General features: G+C 67.9%; 17 protein-coding genes. 9 read left to right on the forward strand and 8 right to left on the reverse strand.

Features of this window, described 5'->3' with window-relative positions:
- Positions 1-42: 42 nt before the first annotated feature.
- On the reverse strand, positions 43-462 hold the full coding sequence (gene ndk / locus AC1DQJ_RS04875; RefSeq protein WP_477600816.1) for a nucleoside-diphosphate kinase: 420 nt from the start codon (positions 460-462) through the stop codon (positions 43-45).
- 374 nt (positions 463-836) lie between these two features.
- Here ndk and AC1DQJ_RS04880 point away from each other — a divergent pair, with 374 nt between their 5' ends.
- A complete protein-coding gene (locus AC1DQJ_RS04880) occupies positions 837-2,723 on the forward strand; it encodes an ABC-F family ATP-binding cassette domain-containing protein (protein ID WP_477600817.1) in 1,887 nt (628 codons plus the stop codon).
- On the opposite strand, the gene hisC is transcribed toward AC1DQJ_RS04880, so the two are convergent.
- Complete coding sequence (hisC, locus tag AC1DQJ_RS04885) at positions 2,720-3,781, reverse strand: histidinol-phosphate transaminase (RefSeq protein WP_477600819.1); 1,062 nt, start codon at positions 3,779-3,781, stop codon at positions 2,720-2,722. The genes AC1DQJ_RS04880 and hisC overlap by 4 nt on opposite strands.
- Positions 3,782-3,881: 100 nt before the next feature.
- Between hisC and AC1DQJ_RS04890 the strand changes: the two genes are divergently transcribed.
- Positions 3,882-4,694 carry an ion channel gene (locus AC1DQJ_RS04890; protein ID WP_477600821.1) on the forward strand — a complete coding sequence of 271 codons (813 nt, stop codon included), beginning with the start codon at positions 3,882-3,884 and terminating at the stop codon, positions 4,692-4,694.
- Between the two features lie 118 nt (positions 4,695-4,812).
- Here the strand turns inward: AC1DQJ_RS04890 and AC1DQJ_RS04895 are convergent, their stop codons facing one another.
- Genes AC1DQJ_RS04895 through AC1DQJ_RS04905 form a run of 3 tightly spaced genes read right to left on the reverse strand, consistent with a single transcriptional unit; the run spans position 4,813 to position 6,283 of the window.
- Positions 4,813-5,127 carry a peptidase inhibitor I78 gene (locus tag AC1DQJ_RS04895; protein ID WP_477600823.1) on the reverse strand — a complete coding sequence of 105 codons (315 nt, stop codon included), beginning with the start codon at positions 5,125-5,127 and terminating at the stop codon, positions 4,813-4,815.
- Positions 5,124-5,582: a DNA polymerase III subunit chi gene (locus AC1DQJ_RS04900; protein ID WP_477600825.1), complete on the reverse strand. Its 459-nt coding sequence runs from the start codon at positions 5,580-5,582 to the stop codon at positions 5,124-5,126. Before AC1DQJ_RS04900 ends, AC1DQJ_RS04895 begins: the two co-directional genes overlap by 4 nt.
- Positions 5,579-6,283: a hypothetical protein gene (locus tag AC1DQJ_RS04905; RefSeq protein WP_477600827.1), complete on the reverse strand. Its 705-nt coding sequence runs from the start codon at positions 6,281-6,283 to the stop codon at positions 5,579-5,581. The genes AC1DQJ_RS04900 and AC1DQJ_RS04905 overlap by 4 nt, the downstream gene beginning before the upstream one ends.
- A gap of 161 nt (positions 6,284-6,444) precedes the next feature.
- Here AC1DQJ_RS04905 and AC1DQJ_RS04910 point away from each other — a divergent pair, with 161 nt between their 5' ends.
- Complete coding sequence (locus AC1DQJ_RS04910; protein ID WP_477600829.1) at positions 6,445-6,813, forward strand: hypothetical protein; 369 nt, start codon at positions 6,445-6,447, stop codon at positions 6,811-6,813.
- Positions 6,814-6,880: 67 nt separating this feature from the next.
- Here the strand turns inward: AC1DQJ_RS04910 and AC1DQJ_RS04915 are convergent, their stop codons facing one another.
- Entirely contained in the window at positions 6,881-8,356 is a 1,476-nt protein-coding gene (locus tag AC1DQJ_RS04915; RefSeq protein ID WP_477600831.1) for a leucyl aminopeptidase, read from the reverse strand.
- Between the two features lie 155 nt (positions 8,357-8,511).
- Here AC1DQJ_RS04915 and lptF point away from each other — a divergent pair, with 155 nt between their 5' ends.
- From lptF to pdxA, 5 genes are read left to right on the forward strand one after another with little or no spacing between them, the layout of a single operon-like run.
- On the forward strand, positions 8,512-9,657 hold the full coding sequence (gene lptF, locus AC1DQJ_RS04920) for an LPS export ABC transporter permease LptF (RefSeq protein WP_477600833.1): 1,146 nt from the start codon (positions 8,512-8,514) through the stop codon (positions 9,655-9,657).
- Positions 9,654-10,757: an LptF/LptG family permease gene (locus tag AC1DQJ_RS04925; protein ID WP_477600835.1), complete on the forward strand. Its 1,104-nt coding sequence runs from the start codon at positions 9,654-9,656 to the stop codon at positions 10,755-10,757. The genes lptF and AC1DQJ_RS04925 overlap by 4 nt, the downstream gene beginning before the upstream one ends.
- A gap of 53 nt (positions 10,758-10,810) precedes the next feature.
- Entirely contained in the window at positions 10,811-13,117 is a 2,307-nt protein-coding gene (locus AC1DQJ_RS04930; RefSeq protein ID WP_477600836.1) for an LPS-assembly protein LptD, read from the forward strand.
- Positions 13,118-13,175: 58 nt separating this feature from the next.
- Positions 13,176-14,516, forward strand: a complete 1,341-nt coding sequence (locus AC1DQJ_RS04935; RefSeq protein WP_477600838.1) for a peptidylprolyl isomerase — start codon at positions 13,176-13,178, stop codon at positions 14,514-14,516.
- Complete coding sequence (gene pdxA, locus AC1DQJ_RS04940; protein ID WP_477600840.1) at positions 14,513-15,517, forward strand: 4-hydroxythreonine-4-phosphate dehydrogenase PdxA; 1,005 nt, start codon at positions 14,513-14,515, stop codon at positions 15,515-15,517. Before AC1DQJ_RS04935 ends, pdxA begins: the two co-directional genes overlap by 4 nt.
- Positions 15,518-15,524: 7 nt before the next feature.
- On the opposite strand, the gene AC1DQJ_RS04945 is transcribed toward pdxA, so the two are convergent.
- Together AC1DQJ_RS04945 and AC1DQJ_RS04950 are read right to left on the reverse strand one after the other, a co-directional pair.
- Positions 15,525-16,175: a PEPxxWA-CTERM sorting domain-containing protein gene (locus AC1DQJ_RS04945; protein WP_477600842.1), complete on the reverse strand. Its 651-nt coding sequence runs from the start codon at positions 16,173-16,175 to the stop codon at positions 15,525-15,527.
- A gap of 31 nt (positions 16,176-16,206) precedes the next feature.
- Positions 16,207-19,692: a calcium-binding protein gene (locus tag AC1DQJ_RS04950; protein ID WP_477600844.1), complete on the reverse strand. Its 3,486-nt coding sequence runs from the start codon at positions 19,690-19,692 to the stop codon at positions 16,207-16,209.
- A 225-nt stretch (positions 19,693-19,917) separates the two neighbouring features.
- Between AC1DQJ_RS04950 and AC1DQJ_RS04955 the strand changes: the two genes are divergently transcribed.
- Complete coding sequence (locus AC1DQJ_RS04955) at positions 19,918-21,732, forward strand: DUF885 domain-containing protein (protein WP_477600846.1); 1,815 nt, start codon at positions 19,918-19,920, stop codon at positions 21,730-21,732.
- Positions 21,733-21,767: the final 35 nt, after the last annotated feature.

The following is a 21,767-nucleotide window of genomic DNA, read 5'->3' on the forward strand; positions in this document are numbered from 1 at the left end:
CCGCACTCCATCAACGCCCAGCGAGCTTTACCGTTCCAATGCTTAGCCGACGATTTGATCGTCGGTGAAGAACTGGGCGATTTCGATCTTCGCGTTGTCCTGGCTGTCGGAGCCGTGGACCGAGTTTTCGCCGACGTTCAGGGCGAACAGCTTGCGGATGGTGCCTTCGGCGGCCTGTTCCGGGTTCGTGGCGCCCATGACTTCGCGGTACTTGGCCACGGCGCCTTCGCCTTCCAGAACCTGCACGACCACCGGGGCCGAGGTCATGGTTTCGACCAGCTCGCCGTAGAACGGACGCTCGGCATGAACCTCGTAGAACTTCTTGGCCTGGGCCTCGGTCATCTGGATGCGGCGTTGCGCAACGATGCGCAGGCCGGCGTCTTCGATCACCGCATTGATCTTGCCGGTCAGGTTCCGCTTGGTCGCGTCCGGCTTGATGATCGAGAAGGTGCGTTCGGTCATGGTCTGTCTTTTTCTTGGGGAGGCGCGGGCGGCCCGCGCGGGTGGCGGGCTTATAGCCGCCCTCTGTGACAACGCCAAGCACGGCCCAGACAGCCGATTCGTCGCGCCGGCGCGCTGGTTCCCCGCAACCGCGTAGGCGCGGGCGCGTAGCCGCCCTAGAGCCGCATCCCATGCGAATCCTTCTCCTCCTCCTTGCCCTGCTGTGGGCCACCCCGGCCGGCTCGTAGACCGCCCGCTCCGCACGCGCCGCCGCCGCTTCAGAGCGCCATGTCCCGGCCGCCCCCTAATCTGTTGGAAGCCGGTCAGCTCGCGGCGTTGAGCGCTTAGGCGCCCTTCTCTGGCGGGCGCGCCTCTGCTAAGGCCCCGCGCTCGCCATGCTGCAGATCAATGACCTGACCTTCGACTCCTGGGGCCGCCGCTTCTTCGACCATGCGAGCGTTAGCGTTCCCGTGGGCGCAAAGGTGGGCCTCGTCGGCCGCAACGGCGTCGGCAAGTCGACCCTCTTCAAACTCATCCTCGACCAGCTGCATGCCGGCGACGGCGAGATCGGCTATCCCAAGCAAGCGCGGATCGCCTCCGTCGATCAGGAGCATCCGGCCACGCCGGTGCCGCTGATCGACACCGTTCTCGCCGCCGACGAAGAGCGCGCGGCGCTGCTCGACGAGCTGGAAACCGCCGATCCGGAGCGGATGGGCGACATCTATGGCCGCCTGTCGGAGATCGGCGCCGACCGCGCCCCCAGTCGTGCGGCCGAAATCCTCTCGGGCCTCGGCTTCTCGAACGCCGATCTGCTGCGCCCGATGGCCGAGTTCTCCGGCGGCTGGCGGATGCGTGTGGCCTTGGCGGCGGCGCTGTTCGCCGAACCCGATCTGCTGCTGCTCGACGAACCGACCAACTATCTCGACCTGGAAGGCGCGCTCTGGCTGGAAAGCCGGCTGAAGAAGTACCCCCACACCGCGGTGATCATCAGCCACGACCGCGAGATCTTGAACAACAGCTGCGACCACATCCTGCATCTGATCGACGGCAAGCTGACAATCTATGTGGGCGGCTACGACAGCTTCGAGCGCCAGCGTGAAGAGAAGGCCCGTCTGCAGGAAGCCACCAAGGCCAAGGTCGACGCGCAGCGCGCGCACCTGCAGTCCTTCGTCGACCGCTTCCGCGCCAAGGCCTCCAAGGCCACGCAGGCCCAGTCGCGCCTGAAGATGCTAGCCAAGCTGCCGCCGGTCTCCGCGGTGGCCATCGAGCACACCTCGCCATTCATCCTGCCCTCGCCCGAGCGCCCGCTGGCCCCGCCGCTGGTTCGACTCGAAGGCGTCTCGACCGGCTATGGCGACGCCCCGCCGATCCTCAAAGGCATGAACCTGCGCCTCGACCTCGACGACCGCATCGGTCTGCTGGGCGTCAACGGCGCGGGCAAGTCGACCTTCGCCAAGCTGGTGGCCGGCGCCCTGGAAGCCCAGACCGGTGAGCTCAAGCGCTCGGCGCGGCTGAAGGTCGGCTGGTTCCATCAGCACCAAATCGAGGCGCTAGACCCCGCCGACACGCCCCTCGACATCATTCGCCGCGCGATGCCGGAAGCCTCCGAGGCCGGCCGCCGATCCCGTCTGGCGCAGTACGGGCTGGGCCACGCAAAGGTCGAGACGACGGTCGCCAACCTCTCCGGCGGCGAGCGCGCGCGGCTGCTGCTGAACCTGGTGGCCGCCGAGAAGCCGCACCTGCTGATCCTCGACGAACCGACCAACCACCTCGACATCGACAGCCGCCGGGCGCTGCTGGACGCGCTGAACGACTATGAGGGCGCGGTGATCCTGATCACCCACGACCGGTCGCTGATGGAGCTTGTGGCCGACCGCCTGTGGCTGGCCACCGACGGCACGATCGCGCCCTTCGAGGGCGACATGGACGACTACGCGAAGTTCGTGATCGACCGGGCCAAGCAGGCCGGCAAGGCCCCGACCCAGGTCCGCGAGCCCGAGCCGGTCGAAGCCCCCAAGCCGCTGCCCGTCTCGAAGTCCAAGATGCCGACCGGCACGGCGCGTCGCCGCGCGGAGGCCGCAGAGGCCGCCCTGGCCCGCGCCAGTCAGGCCCTGGCCCGCATTGACGCGGCCCTGACCGATCCCAAGGTGTTCGCCCAGAACCCGGCCAAGGCCGCCGAGCTCGGCCACCAGCGCCAGGCCGCCCACGCCGCCCTCGAGGCCGCCGAGCTGGAATGGCTTGAGGCCAACGAGGCCTACGAAGCGGTCAGGGGCGAGGCCTAGGCCGCCAAGATCTCGGCCAGCGCTTCGAGCAGCCGGTCGATCTGGGCGTCGGTCCCGACGGTGATGCGCAGGTAGCCGGCGATGCGCTCGGCCCCGAAATGGCGCACCAGCACCGCCCGTTCGCGCAGCGCGGCCGCAAGCTGTGCGCCGTCACGGCCCGGCCGCCGGGCGAACACGAAGTTGGCGGCCGACGGCAGGACTTCGAAGCCGAGCTGCACCAGGCCGGCGGTCATGCGTTCCCGGCCCGCGATCACCGCCGCCAGGCTCTGCTGGAAGAACACCTCGTCCTCGACCGAGGCGATGGCCCCGGCCTGGGCCGGCCGGCCGAGCGGATAGGAGTTGAAGCTGTCCTTCACCCGAACCAGCGCCTCGATCAGCGCCGCATCGCCGATCGCATAGCCGACCCGCAGGCCGGCCAGCGCCCGCGACTTGGACATGGTGCGGACCACGAGCAGGTTCGGATGACTGGCCACCAGCGGGATGGCGCTCTCGCCGCCGAAGTCCACATAGGCTTCGTCGATCACCACTGGCTGGTCGGGGTGCTCGGCCAGCAGTTGGGCGATCTGCGCGCGTGACAGCGCCACCCCGGTCGGGGCGTTCGGATTGGCCAGGATGATGGCCCCTGCCGGGAGCCGGTAGTCGGTGATCGCGACGCCCATCTGCGCGTCCAGCGGCACGGTCTGGAACGCGATCCCGAACAGCCGGCAGTAGACGGGGTAGAAGCTGTAGGTGATGTCCGGGAACAGCAGCGGATCGTCATGCTTCAGCAGCGCGGCGAACGCGTGGGCCAGCACCTCGTCCGACCCGTTGCCGACAAACACCTGGTCGGGCCCCACGCCGTGATAGGCGGCCAGGGTCTGCCGCATCGCGCCGGCCTCGGGGTCGGGATAGAGCCGCAGGGTGTCGGCGGCCTCCGCCGCGATCGCCGCCATCGCCATGGGCGACGGGCCGAACGGGCTCTCATTGGTGTTGAGCTTGACCAGATCGGGGATCTTAGGCTGCTCGCCCGGCACATAGGGCTTCAGCTCGCGCACCAGGTCGCTCCAGAAGCGGCTCATCAGTCCTCCAGGTCGAAACGCTGGGGCCCTAGTGCACCGGCGCGAGCTTCTCGTCCATGCCCCCTTCCCGAGGATGGGCGCGCATCTCTATCCTCCCGACATGCCGACCGCCGAAGCGCCCCTGCCCCAACCTGGCCAACGCCGCCTGGCGCCGCGCATCCGCGCCCGGCTGCACGAGCTCTATTTCGGGTCCTCCCGGCGCTCGGTGCGCTTCCGGCTGTGGGTGATCGCCATCGATCTGGTGATGATCGCCTTCTTCATCGCCTCGCCGCTGCTGCGCGACACGCCGATCTTCCTGGTCGTCGACTACGCCATGGCCTTCATCCTGGCCGTCGACCTCGCGGCGCGGGCCTTCGCCAGCGACAATGTCTGGGACTGGCTGAAGCGGCCTGTGACCTGGATCGACATCTTCGTCCTGGTCACCCTGCTGTTCCCGCTGTGGCTGTTCAATCTCGCCTTCCTGCGGGTCCTGCGGCTGTGGACGCTGATCAATTCCGAGTTCTTCTGGAGCACCGTGGGTCGACGCTACGACGAGACCCGCTGGGAGGACGTGATCCGGGCGCTGGCGACCCTGGTCACCTTCATCTTCGTGATGACCGGGTTCGTCTATACGAGCTTCGCGCGCACCGAAGGCATCGACGGCTATATCGACGCGCTCTACTTCACCGTCACCACCCTGACGACCACCGGCTACGGCGACATCACCCTGCCGGGAACCTGGGGCCGGGTGATCGCCATCGTCACCATGCTGACCGGCATCACCCTGTTCGTGCGCCTCGCCCAGGCGCTGTTCCGGCCCTACAAGGTCCGCTTCACCTGCCCTACATGCGGTCTGCGCCGCCATGACGTGGACGCCGTCTACTGCAAGGCGTGCGGGGAACAGCTCAACATCCCCAACGAAGACGACTTCTAGCGAGGGCCGATGCCGGACGAAGCCCGCCTGATCTATCTGCTGCTGGCGGCCGCGGTGGTCGCGCCCGCGGCGCTCGCCGGCCTACGCCGGCTGCTGCGAAAGCGCGGCAAGTAACGGTCTAGCCGCACCTCACCTCTTTCACGATCCCGGTCTCGGCGTCGTAGAAGAAGTTCAGCCGTCGCTCGTTGAAGTCCATCGTCACCGGGCAGGTCGTGCAGGCGACGCGCTGCAGGCTTGGCTGCACGGGCACCGGGATTTCACTGCGCGGCCGGCCGACGAACTTCTGCGCGGCGGCGGCGCCGCACTTGTCCGGCTCCGGCGGCGGAGGAGGCGGCGGCGCGGGTGCGATGGGCGGCGGCGGGGGCGGCGGCGGATCACCGGCGCATCCAGCAAGGGCCATCACGGCCAGACCCAGCATCAGCTTCGTCTTCATGCCTGCTTCTCCCATCCCCGCTCCTGCTGTTTCCAGTAGGAGGCCGGGTGCCCTTTGCCCTTCAGGAGCTTCCACTGGCTGCGCGCAACCGCCAGCTGAGCCTCGTCGCGTCCGTCGAACACCACCAGGCAGCGGGCGTAGCCGGCAAGGTCGCCCGGATCAGCTCCATCGACAAGAAACAGAACGTCCGCCTGGTTGAGGTTGTCGAACCCCAGGGTCAGCAGGATCGGCTGGCGCGCGGCCTGCGGCTCGTCCGCCGTGCCGTGAGGCAGGAAGCTTTCCTCCCGATAGGCCCAGAGCCAGCCGTCGAGATGCTCGATGCGCTCGTTTTCGCGAGCGCGGATCAGCGCCTTCCAGCCGCGGGTCAAGGTGCGCTCCAGCAGCTCAGGCAGCACCTGATCGAGGCCCGAGCGCTCGAGATGATAGAACCAGACCTCGCAGGGCGCGTCGCTCAAGCAGCCACCTTCAGTCCCAGGAGCCGGGTCAGGGCCAGCATGGCGTTGGCCACCTCCGCCGGGTGCGTGGCCATGGCCAGGTGGTGCATGTCGCGGCGCAAGGTCGGCCAACCCAGCCGCCGCGCCTCGCCAGCCTCCCGTTCATAGGCCTTCGAGAGCCTCAGGAAGCCCCAGCCGACGTCGCTCGGCAAGTCCGTCTCCGGCGCAACCTCCTCGAACCAGGAAAGCGGGGTGGGCATGAGCTCGGCGGTGAAACGCTCGCGAACCGACCCCTCAGGCAGCAGGCTCTCCAGCGCGCCGGGCGGGAACCACTGATCCCAGGCCGGGATCATGCCGTCGGCGGCCTTGGCCTTCAGGCTGGCGACAAGGCCATCGCCCGCGGTCTCGAACCAGCAGCGGCCAGGATAGGGCGGGACCGCATCGACATAGAGCACGCCGCGCACCTGGCCCTTGGCCGCCGCCACGACGCTGGGCGCCAGGCCGCCCGCCGCCGAATGCACCGCCAGCACGAAGGGTCCGCCCTGGCTCAGCACCTGGGCGGCCACGGCGCGCGCCGCACTCTCATAGAGCGGCGCAGCCAGGGCTAGCATCGGCGGGATGACCGGCCGGGTGGCCTCGATCCCCCGCGCCGCCAACTCGGCCGCGACCGGGCCCCAGGCCGCCGGCCCGGTCAGCGGACTATGAAGCAGGATGAATCGCATGAGCCCCTTCTAGAGGGCCGCGCGCAGCCAGCGCCAGAACCTTCCCTCCCCCTCCCGCATCCAGTTTCCGAAGGCGTTCCAAATCGGCGAATTCCCAGTCGCGGGAACGCCCATGCCTTGACCGTCGTTGGATTGACGCAATCAGGGCTCAGCTTGACGACATGCGATTCAAGGCACCCGGCATCCTGGCCTGTCCGCTCGCCCTCGTGGCGACCGCGGCCCTGGCCGTGCCGCCGATCGAGGCGGCGTTCGGAAATACGGTGGTCACGACCTTTCCCAACGGCCAGACCCAGCAACTCTGGCTGGCGCAGGGCGGCGCCTATACGGCCAAGGGCCGGCGAGGACAGGATTCCAGTGGGCGCTGGCGCCTCAAGGGCGAGGAGGTCTGCTTGCAGCAACTTAAGCCGTTCCCGGCGCCGATCGTCTATTGCACTCCGGTCCCGCAGGACGCGGCCACCGCCACCTGGACGTCAAAGGCGGTGAACGGCCAACCCATCACGCTGAAGATGGTGCCGGGCAAGGCGCCCTAGCGGCCGTGCTGACGATGGCCGGGCTCAACAGCCCGGCCATGCCGATCTCACTGAACCGGGAAACCGGTCAGCCTTCGTACTTGTCCTGAACCATGCGGTTCAGCAGTCGCACGCCGTAGCCGGTCGCGCCGTCCGGGATGGTCGGGACGCTCGAGGGCTTCTTCCAGGCGGTGGAGGCGATATCCAGATGCGCCCAGGGCACGTTGTTGACGAAACGCTGGATGAACAGCGCCGCGGTGATCGAACCGCCAGGACGGCCGCCGGTGTTCTTCATGTCGGCGATCATCGAGTCGATGTTCTTGTCGTACTGGGCCGGCAGCGGCATGCGCCACAGCGGCTCGCCCTCGACGCCCGAGGCCGCCAGCAGGTTGCCCGACAGTTCGTCGTTGTTGGAGAACAGGCCGGCGTAGTCGTTGCCGAGGCTGATGATGATCGCGCCGGTCAGCGTGGCCAGATCGACCATGAACTTCGGCTTGAAGCGGTCCTGGCAGTACCAGACCGCGTCGGCCAGCACGAGACGGCCCTCGGCGTCGGTGTTGATGATCTCGATGGTCTGGCCCGACATCGAAGTCACGACGTCCCCCGGACGCTGGGCATTGCCGTCGGGCATGTTCTCAACCAGGCCGAGGATGCCGATGGCGTTGACCTTGGCCTTGCGGCCGGCAAGCACGTGCATGAGGCCGGCCACGGCGGCGGCGCCGCCCATGTCCCACTTCATGTCTTCCATGCCGTCGGCTGGCTTGATCGAGATGCCGCCGGTGTCGAAGCAGACGCCCTTGCCGATGAAGGCCACCGGCTGGGCGGTCTTGTCGGCCGCGCCGTACCACTTGATCACCGCCATCTGGCTCTCGCGGACGCTGCCCTGCCCGACGCCCAGCAGCGAACCCATGCCGAGCTTGGCCATCTCGGCCTCGCCGAGGATCTCGACCTCCAGGCCGAGGGTCTCCAGAGCCTTCACGCGCGCCGCGAATTCGGCCGGATAGAGCACGTTCGGCGGCTCGGACACCAGGTCGCGCGAGAACGCCACGGCGTCGGCCAGCGCGGCCAGCGGCGCGAAGTCGACCAGCGCCTTGTCGGCGTCCGCGGCGACGATCTGCGCCTTCACGACCGAGGGCTTCTTCTCCGCCGGCTCCTTGGTCCGGTAACGGTCGAAGCGGTAGGAGGCCAGGCGCACGCCCAGCGCCGCTCGCGGAGCGGACCCGCCGGTCGGCAGCACCACCCGCAGGGTGGTCAGGCCCGAGTTCTTCACCGCACCATAGGCGCTGGCGGCCACATGCTCGGCGGCCAACTCGTCGAAGGCTTCCTTCTTGCCGCCGCCGACCAGCAGCACCCGGGCCGCATCGCCGGCCACGCCCAGCACGTCCAGGACCTGCCCCTTGCCGCCGGTGAAGCGCTGAGCGCCCGCCGCACGGCCCAGGACGCCGCCCGAGGCCTTGTCCAGTTCGCCCGCGGCGCCGCCCAGGACCTCGCCCTCGAAGACCACGAGGGCCAGGGCGCTCTTCTCGCCAATCGCGGCGCCCGCCGCGACGAACTCGATCTGCATCAGTGTCGAACTCCAGACATAGAATTGGGGCCGCGCCCTCCGATACAACAAGCTTGGCCGTTCTTGCGGCGGTTGTGTGACGCGGCGACGCATGATTTAGAGCAGGTTCACGTTCGGGGCGCGCAAAATCCCCTGGCCGAACCCACATTTCTTCAATGCCGCTGATCGACCGCTATCTGCTCCGCCAGCTTCTGGGACCGACCGTGCTGGCCACGGCGGCGCTGACGGCTGTCGCGTTGCTCTCGCAGAGCCTCTCGGCGCTCGACATCATCGTCAGCCAGCGCCAAAGCGCGCTGGTGTTCGTCAAGGTCACGCTGCTGGCCATGCCGCAGTTGCTGAATATGGTGCTACCGATCGCGGTGTTCGTGGCCGCGCTGGTCTCCCTGAACCGCCTGCACACCGAGCAGGAGATCGTCGTTTGCTACGCCGGCGGCATGAGCCGTTGGCGGGTGATCGCCCCTGCCCTGCGCCTGGCTTCGATGATCGCCATCCTGGCCCTGGTGATGAATCTCTGGATCCAGCCGCTGGCCGCCCGCGAGATGCGCGAGACGCTGTACAGCGTCCGCACCGACCTGGCCTCGACGCTGATCCGCGAGGGCGAGTTCACCAATCCGGCGCCGGGCCTGACCGTATACGCCCAGAGCGTGGACGCCACGGGGCTGATCCACAACCTGTTCATCCACCAGGAAAAGGAAGGCGGCGCCGCCACCACCTACACCGCCGATCAGGGCCGACTGGAAAAGCGCAACGGCAAGCCGGTCCTGGCCATGCATCGCGGCTCCATGCAGGAGTTCAGCGAAGCTGGCGTGCTCAACTACCTGACCTTCGACGACTATCCCTACGATCTGTCGCCATTCATGCGGAGTGACGAGCTGATCCATTTCAAGCCGTCGGACCGCTATCTGCGCGAGCTGCTGTTCCCAGACCTGGCGCAGGACTGGGAGAAGCGCAACCGGCTCAAGCTGCTGGCCGAAGGCCACAACCGCATCGCCAGCCCGCTGTACAACATCGCCCTGATGGCCATGGCGCTGTCGGGGATCATCGGCGGCGGCTTCTCGCGCATGGGCTATGGCCGGCGCATCGCTATTGTCAGCGCCGCGGCGGTGGCCTTCCGCATCCTCGGCTTCATCGTGCAGGCGGCGTCCGAGGAGGCCGCGTGGCTCAACGTCCTGCAGTACGCCGTGCCGGTGGTCGGCGCCTATGCCGCCTTGCGCGGGGTGTTCCGGCAGAAGGTCACCCGCTTCATCGACATGCGCCTCAAGCCACACCGGATCAGCCGCCGCGGCGAGGCTGCGGCATGATCGGGACCGGAAAGCTCGAACGCTATGTGATGGGCCGCACCCTGGCCGGGGTCGGCGCAGCGCTTTCGGTGATCGCCGCGGTGATCATCCTGGTCTCCTTCGTCAACCTCTCGCGCGAAGTGGCGGTGCGCGCCGACGTGGGCGTGACCCAGCTGTTCGGCCTGACCCTCTTGCAGACCCCGGCCATCGTGCTGCTGCTGCTGCCGTTCGTCTTCCTGTTCGGCGGCATCGCCGCCTTTGTCGGGCTCAACCGTCGCTCCGAGCTGGTCGCCATGCGCGCCGCCGGGATTTCGGCCTGGCGCTTCATCCTGCCCTCGGCTGGCGCCGCCTTCCTGATCGGCGTGGCCGTGGTCCTGGTCTTCAACCCGCTCGCCGCCGCCTTCAGCGCCCGCTACGAATCCAGTCGCGCCAGCCTGATGGAGAACTACCTGACGGACGCTCCCAAGGAGGTCTGGCTGCGTCAGGGCGACGACCGCACCCAGATGGTGATCCACGCCAAGCAGCGCGACACCGCCCAGGGCCGCGTGCGGCTGAAGGCCGTGTCGCTGTTCGTCTATCAGAAGAACCAGGAGGGCCGGCCGGAGTTCAAGCGCCGGCTGGAGGCCGCCGAGGCCCAGCTCTATCCCGGCTACTGGAAACTGACCGACGTGCGCGAGGCCAGCGCGGGCGAGAGTTCCGTGCGCTCGGATTCGCTGTCGATCCGCTCCACCTTGGATGCGGAATCGGCGATGGAGCGGTTCGCTGCGCCGGAGTCGGTGGCGTTCTGGCGACTGCCGACGGCGATCCGGCTGACCGAACAGGCCGGCTTCTCGGCCAACGGCTACCGGCTGCGGTTCCACCAGTTGCTGGCCACCCCGGTGCTGTTTGCGGCCATGTCGATCCTGGCCGCGGCCTTCTCGCTGCGGCTGGCTCGACTGGGCGGTCTGGCTGGCCTGGCCGGCGCTGGCGTGGGCCTCGGTTTCGTCGTCTTCTTCTTCAACGAGTTTTCCGGGGCGTTGGCCAACGCGGACATCATTCCGCTGGTGGCGGCGGCCTGGGCGCCGCCGGTCGTAGCCCTGCTGTCGGGGCTTGCACTGCTCTGCTACACCGAAGACGGTTGAATCGCCGGGGCTACCGGCTATCAAACCGTCTCGAACCGCGACGAGGGGAGTTCATGAGTCTCGGCAGGCGTTCAGCCTACCCCAAGCGCGGCCTGCTCGCAGGCGTGGCGCTCATGGTGCTCTGCGGCGCGGCGCAGGCGCAGGAGGCCGCACGTCCGGCCGCCGCCGCGCCGTCGCCGGACGGGCTTGCGCCCGGTCAGCTCTACATGGAAGCCGACCTCGTCATCCGCGATGACAAGAACAAGGTCACGACCGCCAAGGGCGATATCGAGGTCCGCTACCAGGGGCGCACGCTGCGCGCCGACCAGCTGGTCTATGACGAGGCCAAGGGCGTCATGCGGGCGACCGGCAATACCTCGATCATCAATGCCGACGGGAGCGTCGAGTTCGCCGACGAGATCGTGCTGGACGACCAGATGAAGGCTGGTGTCGCCACCGGCTTCTCGGCCCGCATGCCGCAGAACATCAAGCTCGCCTCGGCGACGGCGGTGCACCGCTCGGCCACGATCAACGAGCTCAACCGGGCGATCTACACCCCTTGCGACATCTGCACCCCGGACGGTTCGGCGCCCAAGACCCCGACCTGGTCGATCAAGGCCGACAAGGTGGTGCAGGATAAAGCCAACCAGATCATCTACTACCGCAACGCGGTGGTCAGGATCATGGGCGTGCCGCTGATCTACCTGCCGGTGTTCTGGCACCCTGACCCCCAGGCGACGCGCAAGTCGGGCTTCCTGCCGCCCGACATCTCAGCCTCGGACCGGCGCGGCCTGAGCTACGAGCAGCCCTATCTGCTGGTCATCTCGCCACATTCAGATTTGACGCTAAGTCCTCAAATCAACACGAAAGTTAACCCGTTCCTTAACGGACAATTCCGCAAGCGCTTCTACTCCGGCGCCATCGACGCGCGCTTCGGCTACACCTACGACCAGGACTTCGACGGAAACGGCGACCGGTTCGGCGAGGAGACCTCGCGCAGCTATATCCTCGCGGCCGGCGGGTTCGCGATCAACGACTACTGGCGCTGGGGCTTCACGGCCGAGCGGACCTCCGACGACCTGCTGTTCGACAAGTACGAAGTGGGCAGTGTCTACGAGAACCGCGGCCCCTACGTCGCCGACGACCGGCGCCTGATCAGCCAGATCTACACAACCCGCCAGGATCGCCGCTCCTACTTCTCGGCCGCGGCGTTCACGATCCAGGGCCTGCGGCCGGAAGACAACGAGCGCACCTTCCCCGTCGTCGCCCCGCTGATCGAGACCCGCTGGGAAGCCGATCCCGAGGTCCTGGGCGGGCGCCTGCGCCTGAAGGCCAGCGCGGTCGCCCTCACCCGCGACCAGTCACCCGACAATCTGGCGCAACGGCTGGACGGCCTCGATAGCCGCCGAGCCACGGGGGAGGTCGATTGGCGGACCAACATCACTGCGGGCGGCCTGCGGATTTCGCCCTACGTCCAGGCCCGGCTCGACGCCTACTCGATCGACGACAATCTGGTCGGGGTGCTGAGCAATGGCTCGCGCTCGGAGACCCAGACCCGCGCCCTTGGGGTCGCCGGCGCTGACTTCAGCTACCCTTTATTCCGTAAATTCAAGAGCGTAACGGCGATTATTGAACCTGTCGTCCAGCTGGCGCTGTCTCCGGAACTCGACCAGATCGAGCTGGGCACGGTGCTGGGCGAGGCGATCTACCTCAACGAGGACTCGCTGACGTTCGAGTTTGACGAGACCAATCTGTTCCGGCCCAACAAATTCCCCGGCTACGACCTCTACGAGGACGGGCTGCGGGCCAATGTCGGCCTGCGCGGGTCGCTGCTCTGGGACGATGGACGCCGCGGCACGCTGCTGGTCGGCCGCTCCTTCCGGGACGAGCCCAACGACGCCTTCGGCCCTGCGAGCGGCCTCCGGGACGAGGCCTCGGACTGGATCGTGTCGGTCACCGCCGAGCCGCTGCCCGGGCTCTCGTTCTTCGGACGCGCGCGCCTGGACTCCGACGACTTCGAGGTGGCCCGCGCCGAAACCGGGGCCAACGTCTCGTCCCGCTGGGGCTACGGGTACGTCCGCTACCTGCGCGACCGCGCCAATCCCAACGCCCTCGACACCCGCGGCCGGGTCGAGAACCTCGACCTGGGCGGCGAGGTCTATGTGACCAAGAACTGGGGCCTGTCGCTCTACGGCAACCGGGACCTCGTGCAGGACGGCTGGGTCATCCGGGATGTCGGCGTGGTCTATCGCGACGAGTGCACCCGGCTCGACTTCATCTATCGCCGCGAGGACACGGTGGTGGGCCGCCTGGGACCTTCCGAGTCCTTCTCCGTCCGCCTAACCCTCGCCACATTGGGCGAACCGATATATGCCAACTGACAACTGCGGCCGCCCCGGGGCGCCGCCTGCTACGGCCACGCTAAGGAAGACCTCATCCATGATCCGCGCGCGTAAAGTCACGGGCCTCGCGGCGCGCGGCGTCGCCTTGGCAGCAGCCTTGTCCGCAGCGGCCGCGCCGCCCTACGCCTTCGCGCAGACCGCGCCCGCGCCCGCTGCTCCAGCCGCCCCCGCCGCGCCGCAAGGCCTGAGCGAAGGCGTCGCCGCCGTGGTCAACGACGACATCATTTCGACCTACGACCTGGGCCAGCGGATGCGTCTGCTGATCGCCACCTCCGGCATCCAGCCGACCCAGCAGAACATCGCCCAGTTCCAGCGCGAGGCGCTGGTTTCCCTGGTCGACGAGCGCTTGCAGATGCAGGAGCTGCGCCGCCAGGAGAAGGAGCAGAAGTTCTCGATCGTGGCGTCCGAGGAGGAGGTCAACGAAGAGCTGACCGACATGGCGCGCAACAACAACATGTCGCTCGAACAGTTCGAAGCCTCGCTCGCCGCCCAGGGCATCAGCGTCGGCACCCTGAAGGAACAGGTCCGCGCGCAGCTCAGCTGGCAGCGCTGGATCCGCGGCCGCTACGGCCAGCGCCTGCGCATCGGCGAAGACCAGGTGAAGGCCGTGCAGCAGCGCATGGAAGCCGCCGCCGCCAAGCCGCAATACCAGATCAGCGAAGTCTTCCTCGACGCCAACCGCGTCGGCGGCATGGAAACCGCCATGACCGGCGCCACGCAGCTCATCAACCAGATGCAGCAGGGCGCGCCCTTCCCGTCCGTCGCCCGGCAGTTCTCGGCCTCCGCGACGGCGGCCAGCGGCGGCGACGCCGGGTGGATCACCGCCGGCGAAATGGCGCCTGAGATCGACGCTGCTCTCGACCAGATGCGTCCGGGCCAGCTGTCGCGCCCGATTCCGGTCCGCGACGGCGTCTACATCATCTTCCTGCGCGACAAGCGTTCGGGCGCCGAAGCCTCGGTGGTCAGCCTCAAACAAGCCGCCGTCGCCCTGCCGCAGTCGGCCACTGAAGGCCAGATCGCCGCCGCCACGGCCACGCTGGACACCCTGCGCGGCCAGGTCACGGGCTGCGGCGACATCGAAGCCAAGGCCGGGAAGGTCAACGGCGTGGTCGCCGGCGACCTGGGCGAAACCGACATCAAGGACCTGGCGCCGTCGTTCCGCACGGCCATCGAGGGCCTCAAACCCGGCCAGGTCTCCGCGCCGATCCGCACCAACGCCGGCATGCACATCCTGGCCGTCTGCGCCAAGCGCACCGGCGGCGCCGAGAGCATGACCGCCGAGCAGATCGAAAGCCGGCTGTTCGGCCAGCAACTCAGCATGATCGCCCGTCGCTACATGCGCGACCTCCGGACTTCGGCCACGATCGAGACGCGGTGACGCCACCTCTTGCCCTGACGCTCGGCGATCCCGCCGGGATCGGTCCTGAGATCATCTTCAAGGCCTGGAGCCGACTGCGCAACGAGGGGCCCGCCTTCGTCGTCGTCGGCGACTTCCAGTCCCTGGCCTCGGTGTCGGGGTCGGGCATGCATCTGGTCCGCCGCGTAACCGCGCCCAAGCAGGCCGTTGAGGTCTTCCCGGAGGCGCTGCCCGTCCTCGACGTGCCGCTGCGCAGTCCGGTGATCGCCGGCCAGCCCTCATCGGCGGCCGCGCCGGCCATCATCCGCTGGATCGAGACTGGGGCGGGCCTGGCCCTGTCCGGTGCGGTCAGCGGCCTGGTCACCGCCCCGATCGCCAAGGCCCCGCTCTACGAGGCCGGCTTCCAGTTTCCCGGTCACACCGAGTTCCTGGGCGAACTCACCGCCGCCGCCAACTATCTGGGCGCCCGCGGGCCGATCATGATGCTGGCGGTCGAGGGCCTGCGCACCACCCTGGTCACCGTCCACGAACCGCTGGCCAAGGTCGGCGCGCTGCTTTCGATTGATAAGATCGTCAACGCCGCCCTGGTCACTGACCAGTCCCTGCGCCGTGACTTCGGCATCGCCGCCCCGCGCCTGGCGGTGGCCGGCTTCAATCCCCACGCGGGAGAAGATGGAACCATCGGCCGCGAAGAGGCTGAGGTCATCGGCCCGGCCGTGGCGGCTCTGCGCGCTCAGGGCGTCGATGCGACAGGCCCGACGCCGGCCGACAGCCTGTTCCATCCGGCCGCCCGCGAAAAGTTCGACGCGGCAGTCTGCATGTACCACGACCAGGCCCTGATCCCGGTGAAGATGCTGGATTTCTGGGGCGGGGTGAACCTCACCCTCGGCCTGCCGATCGTCCGCACCTCACCCGACCACGGGACCGCCTTCGATATCGCCGGCCGCGGCCTGGCCCGCCCCGACAGCCTCATCGCCGCCATTCGCATGGCGGCGACGATCGCTGAGCGGCGGGCCGGCTGACTGCGGCCTAGGCCGTGGCCAGCGCTTCACGGCGGCGGCGCATGGCCCCGCCAACCAGGCCGAAGCCCGCGATCATCAGGGCCCAGCTCGCCGGCTCCGGCACCGCGCTCGGCAGCGCCCGAGTGTCGAAGGTGATGTTGTCCACCGCCACATCCGCCGACGGCTTCCAGCGCATGATCACCGCGCCCAGGTAGTTGTCGTCGAAGGCCGCCGTGCCATGGCCGGCCGGCGTGCGGTAGCCGATCGCGCCGAGCAGGTCGCCGTCGCGCGAGTACAGCTCGAAGGTGGCCCGGGTGCGCGCGGCCAGGCCGGCGAAGTCGAAGCTCCGCAGCGACAGTTCGAAGCCGTTCGCGGCCTCGAACATGATCTCTGCATAGGCGTCCTCACCGTCCGCCCCGAACACGGCGCCGTCCAGGTCGCCGTAGCCGGCCGAGGCGAAGTTCAGTCCATCCAGGGTATCGCCGGTGGTCCCGTCCACGGTGCGATAGGAGATGTTGACCGTGGCGTCGTCGCCAAAGCCCTGCCCGATCGTGCAGAAGGCCGCTCCGCCGCAAGCGCCGGTGAAGTCGAGGACCCGGGTCGCCGCTTGGGCGGGCGCCGAGAGGGTGAGCGCAGCGGCCAAGCCGACCGCAGCGCTCGCAAACATCTTAAGTTTCATGACTAAATTCCCGATTCAATTGAGATTTGGCTCACCAGTCGAAGTCGGTGATCTTGACCGCCGTGCTCTGGATGACGATCTGCCCGTCGTCGAACTGGCCATCGCCGTCCACGTCGAAGTCGACGCGGGTCGCGCCGCCGCTCACGGTCAGCTTTAGGCCGTAGATTTCGAGCCCGAGCACGTCGACGACGTCCCCGGCCTGCCAGTCGGAGATCCGGTCGCCGTCCAACGAGGTGAAGACGAAGCGGTCCTTGCCGGCCCCACCCTCGAGTACGTCCGTCCCGGCGCCGCCGTTGATGGTGTCGGCGCCCTCACCGCCCGAAAGCGTATCAGCGCCGCCGTTGCCCTTGAGCACGTCGTTGAGGGCGCCGCCGAGCACGTAGTCACTGCCCGCGCCGCCGGTGAACTCGACGCGCTCGAAGCCGGAAACCTGCACGCCGCCGGCGTCGGTCGGGCCCTTCAGGTTCTGCGAGAGCCAGAAGGTGACCCCAGACTGCGCGCCGCTGAAGTCGAGGACGCCGGTGTCCGTCCCCTCGCCACCGGCGAGGGAGACATCGCCGAGGCCGCCGACAATACGGTCGTCGCCCATCCCGCCGATCAGTTGGTCGGCGCCGGCCTGGCCTTCGATCGTGTCATGGCCGCTGCCGCCATCGATGGTGTCAGCGCCGCCGCCCGCCAGGATCTTGTCGTTGCCGTCGAGGCCACGAACCCGCTCGGTCGCGTCGGTGAACGTCCGGGTGTCATTGCCATTGGTCAGGCTGATCCAGTCGTCGCCGTTCTCCTGGCCGGTGATCGTCACAGTGACCGTCGAGGTGCTAGTCGCCCCAGTCTTGTCGCGAACCGTGTAGGTGAAGGTGTCGGTCGCCGTTTCGCCGGGCTTCAGGTCGTCGAAGACGTCGGTGTCGGCGGCGTAGGTCAGCTTCTTGGCCGCGCTGTCGTAGACCACAGACCCCTTCGTGCCGGTCAGTCCGACCGACATGATGCCGAGGGCGTCGCCGTCGGCGTCGGTGTCGTTGGAGAGCAGCAGGTCGTAGAGATTGCCGGTGGTCGCATCCTCGTCCACCGTCACAGCGTCCGGCCTCGCGGTCGGGGCGGTGTTCGCCAGGTCGCCGCGGTCGCGCTCGACGTCGGTGAACTTCAGCCGCTCGATGTTGCGGAGGATATCGACGCCCTCGCCGTCGCCGTTGGTCCGCAGGTCGGTGACCTGCAGGTCGCCGTTCTCGAGGGTGACGAACTTGTAGTCGGAGAACTTGCCGCTGAATTTCGCGACGTCGCGCTCCTCGCCGAACGAACCGGCGCCGCCGTCGATGAAATCATTACCCAAGTGGCCGCTGATGGTGTCGTTGCCGTATCCACCGCTCAGCGTGTCGTTGAAGCGGGAGCCGAACATCTCATTGTCCAGCGAATTCCCGCCCAGTTGGACCGCCTCGAACATCGAGCGAGCGCTGATGTCCTCGATGTTCTCGCCGAGCTGATAGGCCGCGCCGTTGAACCTGACCCCGTAGTTGAGCTCGATCTTGTCGCGGCCCCCGGCCAGTTCTTCGACGACCGTGAAGTCGGCGCGGAACACGGTGTAGAGGTCGTCGCCGGCCCCGCCCTCGAGGTGCAGGTGGCCGATCTTGTTTGAGGAGTTGGTGTCTTCGATGTAGTCGTCCCCGGCCCCGCCATAGACGGTGTCGCTGCCGTTGGCGACAAAGATACGGTCGGCGCCGTCGCCGCCGTCGAAGACGTCGTTATCGACGGTGGGGGCCATGCCGTCCAAGACGGTGGACTCCAGGAGCTCGTCGTCGCCCTGGCCGCCGACCATGGTGTCATTGCCAGCGCCGCCATAGAGGATGTCTCTATTGGCCCCGCCGTCCATGTAATCCGCGCCGTCGACCCCGCGCAGGACGTCAGCACCTTCGCCGCCTGAGAGGGAGTCGTTTCCGGAGTCGCCGACGAGACTGTCCACGCCGCCGTACCCGAAGATCGTGTCGTTGCCCGCGGCGCCGAAAATCTCGTCATCCGCCGTCTGCGAGCTCATGGTGCCCTCGCCGCGCCCATGGAACTCGTCGTCGTGCGTCGAGAGCTGGACCTTGTGGAGGTTGATCAGGACGTCGTTCTTGGCGTCGCCGGACCAGGTGCTGGAATCCAGCCGCCGGTCCATCTGAATGCCCTCGTCGGAGTCGATATAACTGGCGGTGGCATAGGAGCGGTCGCCCCCCGTTGAAGTGCCGACAATGCGGTCAGCGCCCGCGCCGCCGATCAGGACGCCGCCGGTGTAGCCGCCCTGGAGGGTGTCGTTGCCTTCACCCCCGGCCAAGGTGTCGTCGTTGTAGTTCGCGCCCTGACCATTGAGCAGGTCGCCGCCCTCCCCGCCGTCGAGGAAGTCGATTCCCAGGCCGCCATCCAGAGTGTCCGCGCTCGCGCCGCCGAACAACGAGTCCGCGCCGGCGCCGCCATCCAGGCTGTCACTGCCCCCGTCGCCATACAGCAGGTCGGCAGACGTGTCGGCGCCGCCGAACAAGGTGTCCGCCCCCTCGCCGCCGTACAGCTTGTCACGGCCGTCCTCGCCGTAGAGCAGGTCGTTGTCCGCGCCGCCGTCGAGGGTGTCGTCGCCCGTGCCGCCGAGTAGAGTGTCCGTGCCGTCCAGCCCCTTCAGTTCGTCGTTGCCGGCGCGCCCGTCGAGACGGTTGCCGAAGTCCGATCCTTCGACGGTGTCGCGCAGCGAGCTGCCGATGAAATGCTCGAACGACTCGATCTTCAGTGCGCCCGCGGGACGATAGCCCCACGTCGTCGGAATGCCCGGCCCCGGAGATTCCGAGACTACATAGGCTTCGTGGTAATAGGCCTGCGCGCTGGTGTCGTGCAGCTTGACCATTAGCCCCCAAGCCTCGGGCACGCCGACCAGGCTTGTGATCGACTCAAAGCTCAGGGTGTCTTCGCCCTCTCCGCCCGACACGACGTCGTCACCGCCCGCCCGCAGGCCCACGGTGTCATTGCCATCACCCGCGCTGATGAAGTCCTGCAGGATGCTGGCGGTGATGTGGTTGTTGGCGGCGCCGGCATAGACGTGCCCTCCGCCCATCAGGCCAAGATCCAGGCGCTCGACCGAATACAGGCGAATGTCTGCGGTGGTATGTACGTCGGCCCACTCGTCCATCGCGACGACGAACCTTTGGACGCCGCTGACACCGTCGAGGTAGCCGTCAAGGGTCAGGGTATCGAACCCAGCCCCGCCGTCGAAGAACAGGGCCGGCCGGTTCTCGGAGCGGTAGGCCAGGATGGCGTCATCGTCGCCTTGCCCACCGATGACCCGGTCGCCGGTCCCCGCGGTGATGTCATCGTCGCCAGCCCCGGCGTCAATGAGGTCAAACTCGTTGTCGAGGTGGAAACGATCGCCGAAGGTCTCGGCGTAGATGGTGTCGTTGCCGTCCAGGCCCTGGATCGTATCCTGGCCCTTGCCGCCGCTGATCTGATCGGCCACGTCCGAGCCGACGAGAATTTCCCAACTGTCCGTTCCGTTGATCACGGCCATGGCGCAGTCCTTCCAATTGCTGACTTTTCAGCGGTGAGGGCTACGAAACACGGGGTTTCCCGGCTTGGTCGGTGCGACGAACGAAAGGAAAAAGGCGATCATATTTTCGTCGCCGACCAAGGTGGTTCCGGAATGGGACGGACTTCCCCTGGAGCGTGTGCAGCGGGCTTGCCTGCTCCCTCATCCCGTGTCCTCTTGCCGCTCCAGTTCCGGGGGAGTCCGCCAATGCTGAATCGTCGCCACCTGCTCGCCGCCTCCGCCAGCGCGGTGAGTCTGGGCCTCGTCACGCGGGCGCAGGCGAGCACGCCGCCGCAGGCTCTAAAGCTCTATGACCACATCTTCGAAGGCATGCTGGTCGCCGACCCGCTCAACGCCTCAGGCCTCGGCCTCGACAAGGGACCGCGCGCCGCGCTGAAGTCGCGCATTGGGAATCGCTCTCAGGCCGGCCGCATGGGCGCGTTCCAGCCGCTGATCGACGCCCGGCCGGCCCTCCAGGCCATCGACCGCTCCAGCCTGACCGGCCGCGCCGTCACCGAGTACGACACCGTCGTCTGGCTCGCCGACCGCTGCGCCGAGGGCGCGAAGTTCCCGTTCGTCGGGGTCGATTCTTACGACTATCCGGTGCCCTATGTGCTGAGCCAGCTGACCGGCTCGTACCAGAAGGTCCCCGACGCCCTCGACACCAAGCACGTGATCGAGACCAAGGCCGACGCTGAGGCCTACCTCGCGCGCCTGACCGACTTCGCCAAGGCGCTGAAGGACGAGACCGCCCGGGCCAGGGACAACGCCGCCCTGGGCCTGGTTCCGCCCGACTTCATCATCGACAAGACCCTCGCCCAGCTGAACGCGCTAGCCTCGCAGAAGGGCGAGACCTCGGGGCTTGCCGCCTCGCTCGGTCGGCGTGCCGCCGAAAAGGGCTTGGGGAACGACTGGGCCGCCAAGGCCGCCGCCATCGTCGACGGCCCGATCGCACAGGGCTTGGCCGGCCAGATCGCCCTGCTGACCGAGCAGCGCCGCACCGCGGTGCATGACGCCACCGTCTCGCGCCAGCCGACCACTGCGGCCTATTACGAGTACGCCCTGCGGTTCCACACCACCACCGACCTAACGCCCGATGCCGCGCACAAGATCGGCCTGGAGCAGGTCGCCGACCTCACCGCCCGCCTCGATCCTCTGCTCAAGGCCCAGGGCCTGACCCAAGGCACGGTGGCCGCCCGCCTCGACGCCTTCGCCAAGGACCCGGCCCAGTTCTATCCGAACACCGATGCGGGTCGGCAGGCGCTGCTGGGCGAGCTGAACCGCCAAATGGCCGCCGTGAAGGCCGCCACGCCCAGGGTGTTCAACACCATCCCCAAGGGCGGCATGGAGATCCGGCGGGTGCCGCCGGCCATCGAGATCGGCGCCCCGCGCGGCTATGCGGAGAGCGGCTCGCTGGATGGGACGCGGCCGGGGACCTACTACATCAACCTGCGCGACACGACGGAATGGGCCAAGTGGGCGCTGCCGACGCTCACCTACCATGAGGCCGTCCCCGGCCACCTGTTCCACGGCGCGCTCGTCCAGGAAGCCGGCGCCTCGCCGATGCTGTTCAAGAACATCGGCTTCACGGCCTTCGGCGAAGGCTGGGGGCTCTATGCCGAACAGCTCGGCGACGAGCTCGGCATGTACGACGCCTATCCGGCCGGCCGCATCGGCTGGCTGCAGTCCTTCCTCTATCGCGCGGCCCGCATCGTCCTGGACACCGGCATCCACGGCAAAGGCTGGAGCCGCGAACAGGCCATCGCCTACATGATCGGCACGGTCGGTCTGCCCCGGGGCGCGGCCGAGAACGAGATCGACCGCTATGTGGTCTGGCCGGGCCAGGCCTGTGGCTACAAGATCGGGCACACCGAGATCCACCGCTTACGCAGCAAGGCCCAGGCCGCGCTGGGGTCGAAATTCGACATCAAGGGCTTCCACGACGCGGTTCTGCTCGGCGGCTCGCTACCGCTGGCGGTGCTCGAGCGCGTCGTCGACGAGTGGATTCTCACCCAAAAATAACGCCGTTCTCATGGGCCGCGCCCTGTGACACTCTT

The sequence above is a fragment of the Phenylobacterium sp. P4_E10 genome (genome assembly GCF_056401675.1).

Excerpts from the sequence above, each read along its gene's own strand:
- AC1DQJ_RS04925 (WP_477600835.1), top strand. The coding sequence starts at position 9,654 with ATGATCGGGACCGGAAAGCTCGAACGCTATGTGATGGGCCGCACCCTG.
- hisC (WP_477600819.1), bottom strand. The coding sequence starts at position 3,781 with ATGAGCCGCTTCTGGAGCGACCTGGTGCGCGAGCTGAAGCCCTATGTG.
- AC1DQJ_RS04945 (WP_477600842.1), bottom strand. The coding sequence starts at position 16,175 with ATGAAACTTAAGATGTTTGCGAGCGCTGCGGTCGGCTTGGCCGCTGCG.
- AC1DQJ_RS04890 (WP_477600821.1), top strand. The coding sequence starts at position 3,882 with ATGCCGACCGCCGAAGCGCCCCTGCCCCAACCTGGCCAACGCCGCCTG.
- ndk (WP_477600816.1), bottom strand. The coding sequence starts at position 462 with ATGACCGAACGCACCTTCTCGATCATCAAGCCGGACGCGACCAAGCGG.
- AC1DQJ_RS04880 (WP_477600817.1), top strand. The coding sequence starts at position 837 with ATGCTGCAGATCAATGACCTGACCTTCGACTCCTGGGGCCGCCGCTTC.
- AC1DQJ_RS04935 (WP_477600838.1), top strand. The coding sequence starts at position 13,176 with ATGATCCGCGCGCGTAAAGTCACGGGCCTCGCGGCGCGCGGCGTCGCC.
- AC1DQJ_RS04895 (WP_477600823.1), bottom strand. The coding sequence starts at position 5,127 with ATGAAGACGAAGCTGATGCTGGGTCTGGCCGTGATGGCCCTTGCTGGA.
- AC1DQJ_RS04910 (WP_477600829.1), top strand. The coding sequence starts at position 6,445 with ATGCGATTCAAGGCACCCGGCATCCTGGCCTGTCCGCTCGCCCTCGTG.
- AC1DQJ_RS04905 (WP_477600827.1), bottom strand. The coding sequence starts at position 6,283 with ATGCGATTCATCCTGCTTCATAGTCCGCTGACCGGGCCGGCGGCCTGG.
- AC1DQJ_RS04950 (WP_477600844.1), bottom strand. The coding sequence starts at position 19,692 with ATGGCCGTGATCAACGGAACGGACAGTTGGGAAATTCTCGTCGGCTCG.
- AC1DQJ_RS04915 (WP_477600831.1), bottom strand. The coding sequence starts at position 8,356 with ATGCAGATCGAGTTCGTCGCGGCGGGCGCCGCGATTGGCGAGAAGAGC.
- lptF (WP_477600833.1), top strand. The coding sequence starts at position 8,512 with ATGCCGCTGATCGACCGCTATCTGCTCCGCCAGCTTCTGGGACCGACC.
- AC1DQJ_RS04930 (WP_477600836.1), top strand. The coding sequence starts at position 10,811 with ATGAGTCTCGGCAGGCGTTCAGCCTACCCCAAGCGCGGCCTGCTCGCA.
- AC1DQJ_RS04955 (WP_477600846.1), top strand. The coding sequence starts at position 19,918 with ATGCTGAATCGTCGCCACCTGCTCGCCGCCTCCGCCAGCGCGGTGAGT.